The 14,849-nt window shown below is 68.1% G+C and carries 13 protein-coding genes; 6 read left to right on the top strand and 7 right to left on the bottom strand.

Annotated elements, in window-relative coordinates:
* Positions 1 to 82 precede the first annotated feature (82 nt).
* From glgX to ACZ6TI_RS36260, 5 genes are read left to right on the top strand one after another with little or no spacing between them, the layout of a single operon-like run.
* Positions 83 to 2,218: a glycogen debranching protein GlgX gene (gene glgX / locus ACZ6TI_RS36280; protein ID WP_465349754.1), complete on the top strand. Its 2,136-nt coding sequence runs from the start codon at positions 83 to 85 to the stop codon at positions 2,216 to 2,218.
* A 47-nt stretch (positions 2,219 to 2,265) separates the two neighbouring features.
* On the top strand, positions 2,266 to 4,467 hold the full coding sequence (locus ACZ6TI_RS36275; RefSeq protein WP_465349753.1) for an AGE family epimerase/isomerase: 2,202 nt from the start codon (positions 2,266 to 2,268) through the stop codon (positions 4,465 to 4,467).
* Entirely contained in the window at positions 4,464 to 5,327 is an 864-nt protein-coding gene (locus tag ACZ6TI_RS36270; RefSeq protein WP_465349752.1) for a type 1 glutamine amidotransferase domain-containing protein, read from the top strand. Before ACZ6TI_RS36275 ends, ACZ6TI_RS36270 begins: the two co-directional genes overlap by 4 nt.
* Positions 5,328 to 5,332: 5 nt before the next feature.
* Positions 5,333 to 5,968, top strand: coding sequence for a DJ-1/PfpI family protein (locus ACZ6TI_RS36265; protein ID WP_465349926.1), 636 nt, complete (start codon positions 5,333 to 5,335; stop codon positions 5,966 to 5,968).
* Complete coding sequence (locus ACZ6TI_RS36260) at positions 5,965 to 7,674, top strand: thiamine pyrophosphate-binding protein (RefSeq protein ID WP_465349751.1); 1,710 nt, start codon at positions 5,965 to 5,967, stop codon at positions 7,672 to 7,674. Before ACZ6TI_RS36265 ends, ACZ6TI_RS36260 begins: the two co-directional genes overlap by 4 nt.
* A gap of 40 nt (positions 7,675 to 7,714) precedes the next feature.
* Here the strand turns inward: ACZ6TI_RS36260 and ACZ6TI_RS36255 are convergent, their stop codons facing one another.
* The 6 genes from ACZ6TI_RS36255 to ACZ6TI_RS36230 form a co-directional block, all read right to left on the bottom strand.
* Positions 7,715 to 8,179: a VOC family protein gene (locus ACZ6TI_RS36255; protein WP_465349750.1), complete on the bottom strand. Its 465-nt coding sequence runs from the start codon at positions 8,177 to 8,179 to the stop codon at positions 7,715 to 7,717.
* A gap of 6 nt (positions 8,180 to 8,185) precedes the next feature.
* The gene (locus ACZ6TI_RS36250) at positions 8,186 to 8,560 is read right to left on the bottom strand and encodes a nuclear transport factor 2 family protein (RefSeq protein ID WP_465349749.1); all 375 of its coding nucleotides are present in this window, start codon (positions 8,558 to 8,560) and stop codon (positions 8,186 to 8,188) included.
* Positions 8,561 to 8,615: 55 nt separating this feature from the next.
* Positions 8,616 to 9,080: a nuclear transport factor 2 family protein gene (locus tag ACZ6TI_RS36245; RefSeq protein ID WP_465349748.1), complete on the bottom strand. Its 465-nt coding sequence runs from the start codon at positions 9,078 to 9,080 to the stop codon at positions 8,616 to 8,618.
* Positions 9,077 to 9,859: a DJ-1/PfpI family protein gene (locus ACZ6TI_RS36240; RefSeq protein ID WP_465349747.1), complete on the bottom strand. Its 783-nt coding sequence runs from the start codon at positions 9,857 to 9,859 to the stop codon at positions 9,077 to 9,079. The genes ACZ6TI_RS36245 and ACZ6TI_RS36240 overlap by 4 nt, the downstream gene beginning before the upstream one ends.
* The gene (locus tag ACZ6TI_RS36235; protein ID WP_465349746.1) at positions 9,856 to 10,755 is read right to left on the bottom strand and encodes an MBL fold metallo-hydrolase; all 900 of its coding nucleotides are present in this window, start codon (positions 10,753 to 10,755) and stop codon (positions 9,856 to 9,858) included. Before ACZ6TI_RS36235 ends, ACZ6TI_RS36240 begins: the two co-directional genes overlap by 4 nt.
* A gap of 255 nt (positions 10,756 to 11,010) precedes the next feature.
* Complete coding sequence (locus ACZ6TI_RS36230) at positions 11,011 to 13,167, bottom strand: family 43 glycosylhydrolase (protein WP_465349745.1); 2,157 nt, start codon at positions 13,165 to 13,167, stop codon at positions 11,011 to 11,013.
* A gap of 228 nt (positions 13,168 to 13,395) precedes the next feature.
* Between ACZ6TI_RS36230 and ACZ6TI_RS36225 the strand changes: the two genes are divergently transcribed.
* Complete coding sequence (locus tag ACZ6TI_RS36225; protein WP_465349744.1) at positions 13,396 to 14,235, top strand: SAM-dependent methyltransferase; 840 nt, start codon at positions 13,396 to 13,398, stop codon at positions 14,233 to 14,235.
* A 98-nt stretch (positions 14,236 to 14,333) separates the two neighbouring features.
* On the opposite strand, the gene ACZ6TI_RS36220 is transcribed toward ACZ6TI_RS36225, so the two are convergent.
* Complete coding sequence (locus tag ACZ6TI_RS36220; protein ID WP_465349925.1) at positions 14,334 to 14,480, bottom strand: SDR family oxidoreductase; 147 nt, start codon at positions 14,478 to 14,480, stop codon at positions 14,334 to 14,336.
* Positions 14,481 to 14,849 lie beyond the last annotated feature (369 nt).

The following is a 14,849-nucleotide window of genomic DNA, read 5'->3' as shown; positions in this document are numbered from 1 at the left end:
AAGGCACCGGGCCGTCGTACGCTGAGCCGGGCGAGCTGATCCCCTGGCAGCCACCCTCATCGATACGGCCGAGGAAGTGTTCATGAAGCTTCAGGAACTGGACCGGGGTCGGCAGACGGGCGCCGGGCGCTACCTCGCCGAGCGCGGGCGCAACCATCCGCTGGGGGCGCACCCGGACGCCGACGGCATCAACTTCGCGTTCTTCTCCGAGCACGCCACGGGCATGGAGCTGCTGCTCTTCGACCGGCACGACGCGACTGAGCCGTTCCAGACGATCGTGCTCGACCACGAGCACAATCGCAGCTTCGCCATCTGGCACGCTTATCTGCGCGGACTGAGCGCACCGGTCTTCTTCGGGTTGCGGGTCTTCGGCCCGCACGACGACGCGGGGCGGCAACTCGGGCACCGCTTCGACCCGCAGAAGGTGCTGATCGACCCGTACAGCCGCGGGGTGGACCGCACGCTGTGGCAACGGGGATCGGCGTGCGTGCCCGGCGACAACGTGGCGACATCACTGCGATCGGCCGTCATCGACCTCGCCGACTACGACTGGGAGGGCGACGCGCCGCTGTGCCAGCCGATGGAGGACCTCGTCATCTACGAGATGCACGTCGGTGGCTTCACCCGGTCGCCGACCGCCAACGTCGCGCAACCCGGCACCTTCGCCGGCGTGATCGACAAGATCCCGTATCTGAGCGACCTCGGGGTCACGGCGGTCGAGCTGCTCCCGGTCTTCGACTTCGACGACAGCGAGGTCCGCCACGTCGACGGGCACGAACTGGCAAACTACTGGGGCTACAGCACCTCCGCTTTCTTCGCTCCGCACGCGGGCTTCTGCGTCACGCCCGAGTCGGGCCGCCAGGTCCGTGAGTTCCGGGACATGGTCAAGGCACTGCACGCCGCCGGCATCGAGGTCATCCTCGACGTGGTGTTCAACCACACCGACGAGGGCAACCACCTCGGCCCGTTGTACTCCTTCGCCGGCATCGACAACGAGAACTACTACTACCTGGACCCGGAGGACCGGCGGTTCTATTACGACTACTCCGGCTGCGGCAACACGCTGATGGGCAATCACCCGATCGTCACCAAGATGATCGTGGACTGCCTGGAGTACTGGGTCCGCGAGATGCACGTGGACGGGTTCCGGTTCGACGAGGCCGCGGTGTTGACCCGCGGTACCGACGGCGCCGTGCTGGACGAACCGCCTGTGGTGTGGCAGATCGAGTTGTCGGACGCGCTCGCCGAGACCAAGATCATCGCCGAGGCGTGGGACGCCGCGGGCGCCTACCAGGTCGGCACCTATCCGGGGTACCGGTGGGCGGAATGGAACGGGCGCTACCGCGACACCATGCGCCGATTCGTCAAGGGCGAGCCGGGCCTGGTCGGTGCCGTAGCCGAGCGGCTGACCGGCAGCGCCGACATGTACCAGGCGCGCGGGCATCGGCCGACGAACACCGTCAACTTCATCACCTGTCATGACGGATTCACCCTCGCCGACCTGGTGTCGTACGACGAGAAGCACAACCTGGCCAACGGCGAGGGCAACCGCGACGGCAACGACGACAACATGAGCTGGAACTGTGGTGCCGAAGGCCCCACCGACGACCCGGCCGTGCAGGCCCTCCGGGCGCGCCAGACAAAGAACTTCGCCACCCTGCTGATGCTGTCCCGGGGCATTCCCATGCTGGTGGCCGGCGACGAGGTGGGTCGCACCCAGCAGGGCAACAACAACGCCTACTGCCAGGATAACGAGATCAGCTGGTTCGATTGGAAGCTGGTCGACGCCAACCGGGAGATGTTCCGATTCTGGTCGGCCCTGCTGAGGTTCCGCCGTTCGCACAGCGTGCTGCGCGCCCCCGAGTTCTTCACCGGTCTGCCGAACAACCGCGGCTTGCCGGACCTGACCTGGCACGGCGCCCAGCTGTCCGCGCCCGGCTGGGACGATCCGCAGGCGAAGGCGTTGGCCTGCACGATCGGCGGGCCGGGCGACGAACCGGACCTGCACGTGATGATGAATATGCACTGGGAGCCGGTCGCATTCGAGCTCATGGAGGTGCCGGGCCGGGCCTGGGCACGGGCGATCGACACGGCGCTGGAGTCGCCGCTGGACATCGCCGGTCCCGATATCCCGCAACCGGTCGACGCATCCACCTACCTGGTCTCCGATCGCAGCATCGTCGTGCTCGTGTCCGGGCCCGCCCTGCAGACCACCTGAAGAAGCCTGGGCGGACAGCCCGGTCTCACCGAGCTCTGGAGGCATCTGTGTCCAATACATTGGACTTCACCTTCTCGGACCTTGTCGCCGGTTACGTCATCGGCTACGACACCGACACCGACATCGTCGAGCTGCACACCTCCGACGGCCGGCCGTACTCGGTGAAACTCACCGCCACCACGGTCGCGGAGCTGGTGCGCAACCTCGGCGAGGGGTACAACGACGCCACGGCACAGTTGCGCGAGATGATGCAACCCGGCCGATTCATCCACGTGTACGGCACCTTCTATCCATCGGAACCGAACGGGACGGCGTTCGAGGGCAAGCACGTCATGCTGTTCGGCCGGGCCGCGGACGAGTACCGCTTCGAGTCGCAGGACTGGTGGCTGCGGCAGATCCGGATGATCGCCGACTTCTACCTCGAGTCCGAGTTCGGCGCCGGGGCGACGACCTTCGACTACCGCGGATACCGCACCGACCTGTCCATGCTCGGCAGCAAGACGCAGTCCACCCGGCAGGAGACCGACACAATCTCCCGTCTGGTCTACGGCCTGGCGACGTCGTACCTGCTGACCGGCAAGCAGTCCTATCTGGACGCCGCGACCTCCGGGGCGCACTACATGATCGACCATCTGTGCTGTGTGGACCGGAGCGAGGAGATCGCGTACTGGTACCACGGGGTCAACGTGCTGCCGGACGGCACCGAGCGGAAGATCTTCGCGTCCGAGTTCGGCGACGACTTCGACGCGATCCCCTGCTACGAGCAGATCTACGCGCTGGCCGGGCTGACCCAGGTGTTCCGACTGACCGGTGACTCGAAGATCCGCGAGATCATCGATCTGACCGTCAACCTGTTCGACAAGTACTTCAAGGACCACACGAGCTCCCCCGAGGGCACGCCGCGCGGCGGGTACTACTCGCACATCGACCCGGTCACGTTCGACCCGCTGAGCCCGGCGCTGGAGGACGGCGTACGCAGCAACGGCAACCGCAAGAACTGGAACTCGGTGGGCGACCACATCCCGGCGTACCTGATCAATCTGTACCTGGCCACCGGCGAGGAACGGTACGGCGACATGCTCGAGGCCCAGTGCGACACGATCACCAAGCACTTCCCGGACTACGACAACAGCCCGTTCGTGCAGGAGAAGTTCTTCGGCGATTGGACCAAGGACCAGAAGTACGGCGGCCAGCAGAACCGTGCCATCGTCGGGCACAACCTGAAGATCGCCTGGAACCTGATGCGGGTGAACAGCGCCCGACCCAAGGCCGAGTACGTCGAGTTCGCCGAGAAGATCGCGCAACTCATGCCGGCCGTAGGCGGCGACCGGCAGCGCGGCGGCTGGTACGACATGGTCGAGCGGGTGACCCAACCGGGGGAGACGTTCCACCGCCTCGTCTGGCACGACCGCAAGGCCTGGTGGCAGCAGGAGCAGGGCATCCTGGCCTACCTGATCCTGGGTGGCATCTTCGGCAAACCGGAGTACGCCAAGCAGGCCCGCGAGAGCAGCGCCTTCTACAACGCCTGGATGCTCGACACCGGCGCCGGCGGCGTGTATTTCAACGTCCTCGCCGACGGCATGCCGTTCACGATGGGCGGGGAGCGCAGCAAGGGCTCGCACTCGATGGCCATGTACCACAGCGCGGAGCTGGCCTTCCTCGCCTCGATCTACACCAACCTGCTCACCAATAACCGGCCGATGGACTTCTTCTTCCAGCCCGGGCCGGCCGCTTTCGGCGGGGTGCTGCGGGTGTCGCCGGACCTGCTGCCGCCGAAGAGCCTGACGATCATGCAGGTCTGGGTGAACGGCCACGAACACCGTGATTTCGACCCGGAAGGATTGACCGTCAAGCTGCCACGCAGCAATGACCCCCAGACGGTACGCGTCCGGCTGGCCCCGGTCGCGGTGACCTTCAGCGCCGACACGCTCGACACCACCGGAACGACCGCCCGCATCGCCTTGGCCGGCACGCTCGGCGCGGGCGACCTGTCCGCGCTCCGCGAGCAGATCGAAGCCGCCCTCACCGCCAACTGCGACACCATCACGATCGACGCCACCGACCTGGTGTACCTCGACCCGCAGGCGGTGCGTTACCTCGTCCTGACCAAGCAGCACCGGGACTTCGCGCTGGAGATCGTCGGCGCCCAAGGCCAGGTCGAGCAGCAGATCCAGGACAGTGAGCTCTACCAAGAGCTGGTCATGGCCGGAGCGGGTCCGGCCCAGGGAGACAAGGGTGACCGGTCATGACCAAGGTACTGATGGTGATCTCCGAGTGGGGATACTGGGGCGAGGAACTCATCGGCCCGCTGGAGGCCTGCGACCGGGCCGGCTACGAGGTGGAGTTCCTCACCCCCACCGGCGCTCGGCCGACACCGCTGGCGGTCAGCATGAGCACCGACTTCGTCGACCCGCCACAGGGCAAATCGGTGGTAGCGCAGGCGATGGCGGACCGGACGCGTGACCTGGACGCCTCCTCCCGGCTGGACAAGCCCACAAACCTGGCCGACTGGGTGCCGGCCCGGCCCTACCCGAGCTCACCGACCTACCTGCGGGACATGGAAACGCACTACCGCGCGATCGAGCGGGTCGTCACCCAGGACCTGCCCGCCTACGACGCGCTTCTGATCGTCGGTGGCAGCGGCGCGATGGTGGACCTGGCCAACAACCAGCGCCTGCACGAGCTGATCATGGGTTTCGTCCGGCTGGACAAACCGGTGGCCGCGGTCTGCTACGGCGTCGCCGCGCTCGCCTTCGCCCGCGATCCGCTGCGCAAGGCGAGCCTGATCCGCGGCAAGCGGGTCACCGGCCACCCCATCGACTACGACTTCCACGACGGCACCGGTTTCGCGGGCCCGCACGCGGTCGACGGCTCCGACCGGGGCTTCGGCGACGGGTATGTCAACTTCGGGCCGCCCTTCTATCCGCTGGAGTTCATCCTGCGCGACGCGGTCGGCCCGGACGGGGAGTTCATCGGCAACGTCGGGCACGCCGAGTCCGTCGTCGTGGACTATCCGTTCATCACCGCCCGATCGACCGAGTCGTCGGTCGGCTGCGGACGCGCCCTGGTCGACGTGCTCGACCGCGACCTTCGCAGGAGCGGCTGGTGACTGGCATGCGGCTGGCCGGCCACAAGATCGCGGTGCTGATCGAGAGCGATTTCTACGAGCACGAGATCTCGTACTACCGGTACCGCTTTCCCGAGGAGGGCGCGGAACTCCACTTGCTCACCCGGTTGTGGGGGCAGCCGTCGCTGACCTTCACCGGGCACGAGTACAAGGCGCCGCTGGTGTGCACCGAGAGCTTCGAGGACATGGACGACGAGACGTTGCGCGGGTATTCAGCGATCATCGTCCCGTCGGCCATGGTGTCGGACCGGCTGCGGTACAGCGAGGACCTGACGAAACTCGCCCCGGCCACGGACCTGATGCGGCGGGCCTTCGCCGAACCCGGGATCGTCAAAGGGATCATCTGTCACGGGCTCTGGCTGATGTCGCGTACCCCGGAGCTGATTCGCGGGCGCCGTCTGGTCTGCCACCCGAACCTCTACGGCGACGCGCTCAACATGGGCGCCGACTATGTCGACGCCGACGTGGTCGTCGACGGTGACCTGGTGACCGGGCGCGGCGGCGCCCAGGCGGGGATGTTCGCCGCCACCATCATCGAGCAGATCAACGCGCAGCAGGCACGCGGAGCCGCTGACGGGAGCGTGCTGGAGCCGGTGGGCGCCGCGCGCGGGGGAATGACGTGACCGCGACCGCGGCTGCGCCGGCCGGCGGCGCGGTCACCGGTCATCGCCGGCTGCTGGAACAGCTCCGGGCCGACGGCGTGAAGTACCTGTTCGGGAACCCGGGGTCGAGCGAGGAGGGCCTGCTCGACGAGATCAGCCGGTTCCCGGACATCGAATACGTCATGGGGCTGCAGGAGGCGGCCGTGGTCTGTACCGCGGACGGCTATGCGCAGGCCACCGGGAAACCCGCGGTGGTGCTGCTGCACAGCGGGGTCGGACTGGGCAACGCGGTGGGCAGCCTCTACCACGCGCTGCACCGGCAGACCCCGATGGTGGTGATGGCCGGTGAGGCGGGGGTCGCCTACGACGCGCTCGAGGCACACATGTCGGTGAACCTGGTGGACATCGCCAAGCCGGTGACCAAGTACGCCACCCGGGCGATCCACCCCGCGAGCCTGATCCGGCTGCTGCGGCGCTGCGTCAAGGTCGCCTCCACCCCGCCGCGCGGACCGGTCTTCCTCGCCGTCCCCCAGGACGTGCTGGACCAGCTGAACGACGAGATCGTGGTCCCGACCGTGGTACTGGACACCCGGGTGGTGCCGGACCCGGGTGCCGTCGAGAAGGCCGCCAGAATGCTCGCCGGGGCGCGTACGCCGGTGATCCTCGCCGGTGACGGTGTCGCGGCCAGCGGAGCCGTCGACGAGCTCGCCAGGTTCGCGCAGGCGTGGGGCGCCCCGGTCTGGGGCGCGATGGCCTCCGAGGTGATCATGCCGTGGACCCATCCGCTCTACGGCGGGCTGACCGGGCACATGTTCGGCGGCGACAGCGCCGCCATCGTCGCGCAGGCCGATGCGGTGGTGGTCTGCGGCACGTACGTGTTCCCGGACGTCTTCGGCGCCACCCGCAACCCGCTGCCCGGCGACGCGACGGTGGTCCACATCGACCTGGATCCGTACGCGATCGCCAAGAACCACCCGGTGACCGTCGGGATGGTCAGCGACCCGCGCCTGACCCTGCGAGCCCTGACCGACGCCCTCGGACGGGTGATCACGGACAGCCAGCGGACGGCAGCCGAACAACGGGTGCGGCGCCACGGCGACGACAGCGCCCGGAACCGCGTGCAGGCGCGGGCGCTCGACGAAGCGCGCTCCGAGGAGTTCCCGCTGCGGATGTCCTCGGTGGCGGCGCGGCTGGCCGAGATGTTGCCGGCCGACGCCATCGTCTTCGACGAGGCGCTCACCAACTCGCCGGAGCTCACCCGCTGGCTGACCCCGAGCACGCCGGGGCAGTTCTTCCAGACGCCCGGCGGGACGCTGGGTGTCGGCATTCCGGGTGCGGTCGGCGCCAAGCTCGCCCATCCCGGCCGTACCGTCATCGGGTTCACCGGCGACGGCGGCGCGATGTACACCTACCAGGCGTTGTGGACCGCGGCGCACCACCGGATCGGCGCGAAGTTCGTGGTCTGCAACAACTCCAGCTATCGGCTGCTCAAGCAGAACCTGGTCCGCTATTGGCAGGACACCGACGGTCAGAGCGCGGGACGGGAGTTCCCGCCGTGCTTCGACGTGCACGAGCCGGGCATCGACTTCGTCGCGCTGGCCGGCGCGCTGGGCGTACCAGCGACGCAGGTCAGCAAGCCGGGCGAGGTCGAACCGGCGCTACGCGCCATGCTCGACCACGACGGGCCCCACCTGCTCGAGGTCATGCTCGAGCGCGACGTGCCCTGACCGGAGCCTTTAGGCGGTAACCGCGACATCGCCGCTCAGGTCAAGCGGTGGCGGTACGCCTGGCCAGGTCGTCGGCCAGGGTTGGCGGTGTGGACTCGGCGACGTAACCCTGATTGAGCTCGACGATGTTGCCGGCCGGGTCGGCCACCCACGCCACCCGCATCCCGGCGATGTACTGCCGCATGTCCAGCGGTCCCAGCGTCAGCCGGGCCGTGTCGCCCAGGCTGGCCAGAGTAGCGTCGAGGTCGGCCACCACGAACGCGAGGTGCCGCCATCCCGGGTAAAGCGGTCCGGCCTCGGTCGGCGCGCCGTCCGGCCGTTCCCCGGTGGCGCGGAAGATCTCCAGCTCGAGCTGCCCGTTGCCGACCATCACCACCTGGTCAGGCCCGGCGTCGTACACCCTGGTCCGGGTGAAGCCGAAATGCTCGCTGTACCACTGCTCCACGGTCAGCGGGTCCGCGGCCGCAAGCGCGATGTGTGCCACCGGCACCGTCTTCGCCGTCATCGCCGCTCAGCTCGGGACCGGGGCGGGCGACGTGAACGGCCTGGTGTCGTGATAGTTGGCGAAGTAGCTGATCATGCCGGCGCTGATCCGGAAGAAGTTGACCCCGCGGACGTCCAGGGTGCCACCGTCCGGCCGTGGACTGGTGATGTGCCAGCTCGCCATGGCCCGGTCGCCGTCGACGACTATTTCCAACGGGTGGTTGCGGAAGTCCGGATTGCTGCGCAGGCCCTGGATGCTGTCCGCGATCGCGGCTCGCCCCTCCAGGTGCCCGGCCAGCTGTTCGTCCATGACGACATTCGGACTGAACAATTCCAGGTAATCATCCCAGCGCCCGTTGTTGACGCACGCGAAATAGGAATCCACGACAGTACGGGTGTCCACTATGGCCTCCGCTGAAATCGATCGGGCAAAGCCCTGCGGGTCAGGGCAGTGCGGGTCAGGGCAGCCGGCGTACGCCACCGGTCATCGGCTCGAGCGCCAGAACCCGGTACGCGGCGATGACCGCCCGGTCGTCAACCCGGCGGACGCTCCAGTGCTGGCGCGCGGTGGCGCCGGTCCATTCGCTGTTCGCGGCCGGCGGCTGCCACGTCCGGGCCTGCCAGTCGACGGTCAGCCGGACCTCGGCGCCGTCCGCCCGGCACTCGACGTCCACCGTCCGCAGCTCGTGGACCTGGTCGAAGAATCGGCTGGTGACCGCGCCGTACCAGGTCCGGAATCCGTCCTCGCCGGTGAACGTCCCCTCGGGGAACACCAGGGTCGACCCGGCCGGGTCCAGCATGGCCAACATCTGCGACGGTGATGCCTTGTCGGTCAACCGCCGGAACCAGGTCGTGACGAGGTCGGCGACCTCCCAGCGCGCCAGCGGCGCGACCGTGGCCGGGGTGCCGTCGGTCCGGCTCATCCGGCGGGCGCCCGGGTCGAGCCGAACTCCTTCACACACGCCTCAGCAAACGCGATGGACGACTCCACAGACAGACCGGTGATCAGGTTGCCGTCCACGACGACGCACGGCGACCCCCGGTTCGCGGCCGCATCGGAGACGACCTCACCGTCCGGACCCACCGCGTCCTCGACGATCGGCTGCAGCGGATACGCGAATCCGGGGGTGACCAGCGACGCGCCTGGGTTGTCCGCGGTGGGTTCCCAGAGCAGGTAGTCCATGTCGGTGTCGAAGTCCCAGGCGTGCGGATGCGCGGTGACCCGGCGCCCGTGCAGCAGGCTGCGGCCGAGGCGTTGGCCGGTGGCCGGCAGCCGAGTCCACACCAGGGCGCCGACCGCGTAACAGAGGGCGGCGATCGGCTTGCCGGAGGTGAACGCGGCCAGGAGCAGGCGGTGCAGGAACATGTTGCCGGTCAGGTCCAGCGCGGCACCCGGCCCGCCGACGACGCAGATCGCGTCATACCCGCTCATCGACACGCTGTCGATACGCGTGCCGGTGTCCCACTCGCCCGAGCGGATGATCTCCGCCGTGCGTTCGACCACCTCGGGCGGGTTGACCAGATAGTTCTGCTTCGGATCGACCATCGCCGGATCCATGCTGATGGCCAGCGGCAGCGGTGTGCGGCCCTGGTGCGTGGCCAGGGTCAAGTCCGCGCCGACCCCGCGCAACGCGTCCCACGGCGCCTGCAACTCCTCCGCCCACAGCCCGACGTTGCTCGCGATCATCAGAACTCTGGTCATCGCAGCGCCTCCTGTCGGTCACGCGTGGATTGGTCGGCGGGCCGAAGCACGCCGTTGGCACGCAGCGCGGCCACCATGTCGTCGAACTGCCAGCCGGCCAGGAACGATAGGTCGTCGGTCGGCAGGTAACTGTGCATGTGGCCGATCAGCAGCGCTTGCTCGTCTGGTGGAAGCGTGACCCGGCCGGCCAGCATCCGGGCGAGCAGGTCGACGAAGGCGTTGATGTATCCCCGCTGCCAGTGCAGCGCGGCCAGGCCGAAGCTGTCGCCGTGGCCGCCGTGGAACACCGTCGTCTCGTCGAATTCCAGCAGCCAGCGGTCCAGCGCCGAGAGCCACTCGCGGGTGTGGCCGTCCCGGAAGAACGAGTGCATGCCGTGATAGACGATGTCGCCGCTGAACACCGTCGGCGTACCGCCGATGTCGGTGGTCCACAGCGAGTCGTCGTCGGACTCGCCGGGTCCGCTGTGCCGCAGCGTGAAGGCCACGTCGTCGAAGGTCCAGGTCTCGCCGTCGGCCACCGCCTGGTTCGGCATCACCCGGCGCTTCGGGTACGCCTGGCCGAACGCTTGGTCGCTGCCGAGGTAGCCGGCTTCCTCGTCGTCGCGGGTGTGGCACTGGGCGATCGCCCCCGCGGTGGCCAGCACCGGGATGTCGCCTCGCCCCCGGATCAGCTCGCCGATCCCGGTGTAGTGGTCCGGATGGCCATGCGTCAGCAGCACGGCCTTGAGCGGTTTGCCGATCGCGTCGAGCTGCGCCCGCAATTCGTCGGTCGAGGGCACCGCGAGCGTCGCGTCGACGGCAACCACCGCCGTGGTGGTCTCCACGAGCCAGGCATTGACCAGGAAGCCCCCCAGGGTCGCCTGGTAGCGGTGTACGCGCGGAACGGTGTCTGCCATGGGTTCGCTCCAGCCGGTGGTGACGACATTCTGAACGGGCGCGGCGATCGGTCCGTTTGACCAACATATCGGGGTATCTGTCCGTCAGGCGGGAAAGCCCAGACCCGCTCCCGAGAAATCAGCGCGTCGCCGAGCTGAGGCTTGCCCTGGGTGCAGTTCCTTCGCACCCAGGCCGCCGACACCCTGGCCTGCGACTTCCTGACGGTCGAGACCATCGGGATGACCCGGCTCTACGTCTTATCCGACTCCTGCGCCTCAACCGAGATAGCAGGCCTTGACCACCCCGGGGATCGGGTCGCCGCCGAACTCGGTGGAAGTGCAGTTCACCGCGCCGGTCTGCCAGCGGGTGTAGAAAGCGCCGCGTGCTCCGTAGACGACAGCTCGGGCCGTCCCGGGTGTGCAGACGCCGTTCTCCGCCGCGCAGGTTGTCCAGCCGGGTGGGCCGCCCGCAGGTGGCAGGTAGCAACTTTTGAGGACGTTGGGCAGGGGGTCCCGGCCGAAGGCATCGTTGGTACAGGCCACCTGCCCGTTGCTGACGAGGCGGAAGGCGTAGGCGCCGGCTGCTCCGTAGGCGATCAGCGTGGGGCCGGCGACCGTGCAGCTGCCGCCCTCGCCGGAACAACTCGTGGATCCGGCCGGGCCGCCCGCCGGCGCGACGAAACAGGACTTGAGTACGCCGACAGCCGGGTCGCCGCCGAAGGCGACGATGCCACAGTCCATCCCGCCGGTGGCGATCCGGAAGCGGTAGGACCCGGCGGCCGAGCCGACGCCGTAGGCGGCGATTCTGGTTCCGGTGAATGTGCATCGCTCGGCCTCGCCGGCGCAGCGGGTGAAGCCTTGAGGAACTCCTTCGGCGGTGAAGGCCGGTGCGGCGGAGACGTCGGTAGTGAATTTCAGGTCCCGGCCGGGTTCGGTGGTGAACGACGCGCTGTCGTCCGTGGAGTAGGACTCGACCCCGGCCGCATACGGGCCGGAGTCGTTGTACTCCCAGCCGTAGCAGCCGGTGGTGGTGGCGGAGCGCAGCCGCAGCAGATAGGCGTGCCCGGCGCTGACGGCGACACCTGGATGTGCGGTCAGTGCCGCGGGGGACCACGGCACACTCGCCGCCGGGAAGTCGGTCCGGCTCAGCAGCTTGCCGTCCTGGGCGTCGAGGACCTCGAGGGTGACGGGCGCGTTCGGGCCGCCGCTCTGGAAGGTGGTGATCGACGCGGCGCTGAGCGTGCCGGTGCGCGATGGGACGAAGCTCTGCTGGCGGGCGACCCGGCCGGCGACGTCGCAGTAGTGCCGGAAACCCGCGAAGCCACTGCGCTGGTCGAGATCGGGAGACGCGGGGTACGCCCCTGCGGCACCGGGCAGCGACAAGGAGAACGACGGCGTGCAGACGATGTCCTGGAGCGTTCCCGTGCTGTCGAAATTCATCGGGCCGATGAAGAAGTTCGCCAGGGATTCGTTGGGTGCGCGGTTGTTCCATCGGTCGGAAACGAAGTAATAGCCGGTGGTCCCGTCGGCGGCGGTGATCGGGAGGGTTGCGAGGGGTTGCCCTCCGCAGTTGTCGGCATTGACGATCCGGGCACGCCACCGGGGTTCCGGCCGCCCGCTCTGGTGCACCCCGGCGGGGTCGTACCAGGCGCCCGACCACGGACCCAGCATCGAAGTGGCGGTCATCTCGCCGGTGGAGCCTGAGCAGTATGCGCAGGATGGGTCGGACATCAGCGCGTGGTAGAGGCCGTTCCGCTTGAACACGGCGAACGCCTCGACGTCGCCGAGGCCGAGACGCACGTACTGGCCGGTCGTACGCAGGTAGTCCGGGGTGAGCCGTTCCACCACCATGTCGGCGGTCAGCCCCGCGGCCACCTGGGTGGTGTTGTGGATGACGTACCCGGTGCCGTCGGTGTCGACGAACAGCGACTCGTCCACTGCTCCGCCGACCGCCGGCACAGGGTCCGGCTCGGCCGTGAAGATGCCCGTCGGCGCGGTGTTCGTGGCGACCATGTACCGGCCGCCGGCATCGGCCCACAAGACGTACCTGCCGGTCACGGCGTTGTAGACGACGTGCGGCCGGAAGCAGTAGCCGCAGGCGCCGGGCGCGACGATGTAGCCGCGATCCGTCCAGTGCACGAGGTCGGGCGAGCTGTACGCCTTGAAGCCACAGAACTGGCTGTTCTGCTGGTAGCGGTATCCGCACGCGTAGCTCGTGCCGTACAGGTAGAAGGTGTCGCCGACCTGCAGCAACGACCCGTCGTGGGCATCGAGGGCGTTGCCGTCGACATCGAAGCGACTCACCTGACCGCCGTCCGGGCGGGTGTTCTCGATGGTCGCGTTCGCCGTGTCCGGGGTGGCGCTCGCCGGGGACACCACCGTCAGACAGGTGGAGGCGGCCAGGAGAAGGGCAGTCAGTATGAAACGTTTCACGGTGGTGAAGCTAACATCTCACCACCGGAGATTGCTATCCTTCGATGAATATAGCCAAGGACGACGTCACGCGGCGCCCTTCCGGCATCAATTCTGTCGCGAGGCGCGTCCCGCCCCGAAGACACCGCACGGACCGTACAGGGCGGACATGACACTGCGCGTCGTGGCGTCGAGCAGCCTGGGTACGCTGTGCTCCGCCAGCACCCTCATTGACCTGGAGTGCACACAATGGATCACGCTGCCGAAACCGCCGACGACGCTCCGGGACTAACGCAGAAGGTGCCGGTCGGTATAGATGCCACGGTGCCGAGCGTGGCACGGGTCTACGACGCCCTTCTGGGCGGGAAGGACAACTTCACTGTCGATCGGGCCATCGCAGACAAGCTCATGGAGTTGACCCCCGGTGGGGCCGACGTGCCGCTTTACAATCGGGCCGTCCTGGGTCGGGGTGTCCGGTACATGGTCAGCCAGGGCATCGATCAGTTCATCGACCTCGGTGCCGGCCTGCCGACAGTGCAGAACACCCATGAGGTCGCGCAGGGCGAGAATCCACAAGCCAAGGTGGTCTACGTCGACAATGACCCGATGGTGCTGGTCCATGGCCGCGCATTGCTGGCCAAGAACGGGAACACCGCGGTGATCACGGCCGACTTCTGCGAACCCGAGGAGGTGCTGAACAACCGCGATCTGCGTGCTCTGATCGACTTCGGCCGGCCGGTCGGGCTGCTGATGGTCGCCGTGCTCCACCACCTCGACGACGCACAACGCCCCGACGAGCTGGTCGCACGCTATCGAGACGCGGTCCCTCCCGGCAGCTTCGTATTCATTACCCATTTCATCGACGGTGGCGACGAGACCGCCGAAATCGAACGGGTGATGCTCACCGACCTGGGCAGCGGACGGTTCCGGAGCTTCGACGAGGTCCGCGGCCTCTTCGCCGGCATGGAGCTGCTGGAGCCGGGTGTCGTCTACAACCCGCTCTGGCGTCCGGATCCGAGCGACATCGTGCCTGACCCGATGAGCTTCGCCGGGAAGATCATCGGGGCCGGCATGGGTCGAAAGCCGTAACGCACGGGGCGAGCGGCGGCGCGGTGATTCACTCGGGCGCCGGACGGATCGTTCCGATGCGGATGCGCCCGCTCAGCGGGGCGGAACGGGCTCACGGATCACTCGTCGTCGTTGCGAGGCGCGTCGACGTGGGTGACGAGGTTGATGCCGCCGTCGACGTGGATCACCTCACCGGTGACGAAGGGGGCCTTGATGAGCGCCAGGACCATCGCTGCGACGTCGGATGGTTGCCCGAGCCGGCCCAGCTCACCGGCACTGGATAGCGGTCAACGCCGCGGACCCTGACTGCCGGAGGCAACTGGACCAGCTACGCCGCCGCCCGCACCTCCTCCAAATAGGACGCGGGTTCAACCTCCGCGTCGTCGGCGGATGTCCCAGAGACACCGCGTGGCGGTCACGACGGACTTTGAGGTACGAATGCTGGACCGGGCTCACCGGCCGGCGGTGTCGCCATGGCGTTCAAAGCTCATCGAGTCCGCTAGGCCGCCGGCGAACGGTCAACTCGCCACATCTGGTCGCCTAGTAGGGCTTTGTCATGGTCCTCGTCCTGCGCGCTGGATGCGTTGCGGGAAGCGGGTTTGGCAGGTTGGGCAGGTGCCGATCAGTCGGGCGAG

The organism is Actinoplanes sp. NPDC051388, from assembly GCF_055586225.1.
Note: the sequence above shows the minus strand (reverse complement) of the source record. Positions and strands in the feature narration are given on the sequence as shown.

Bases quoted from the DNA above. Each gene is read 5' to 3' on its own strand.
- glgX (WP_465349754.1), top strand. From the start codon at position 83: ATGAAGCTTCAGGAACTGGACCGGGGTCGGCAGACGGGCGCCGGGCGC.
- ACZ6TI_RS36270 (WP_465349752.1), top strand. From the start codon at position 4,464: ATGACCAAGGTACTGATGGTGATCTCCGAGTGGGGATACTGGGGCGAG.
- ACZ6TI_RS36265 (WP_465349926.1), top strand. From the start codon at position 5,333: ATGCGGCTGGCCGGCCACAAGATCGCGGTGCTGATCGAGAGCGATTTC.
- ACZ6TI_RS36255 (WP_465349750.1), bottom strand. From the start codon at position 8,179: ATGACGGCGAAGACGGTGCCGGTGGCACACATCGCGCTTGCGGCCGCG.
- ACZ6TI_RS36245 (WP_465349748.1), bottom strand. From the start codon at position 9,080: ATGAGCCGGACCGACGGCACCCCGGCCACGGTCGCGCCGCTGGCGCGC.
- ACZ6TI_RS36240 (WP_465349747.1), bottom strand. From the start codon at position 9,859: ATGACCAGAGTTCTGATGATCGCGAGCAACGTCGGGCTGTGGGCGGAG.
- ACZ6TI_RS36235 (WP_465349746.1), bottom strand. From the start codon at position 10,755: ATGGCAGACACCGTTCCGCGCGTACACCGCTACCAGGCGACCCTGGGG.
- ACZ6TI_RS36225 (WP_465349744.1), top strand. From the start codon at position 13,396: ATGGATCACGCTGCCGAAACCGCCGACGACGCTCCGGGACTAACGCAG.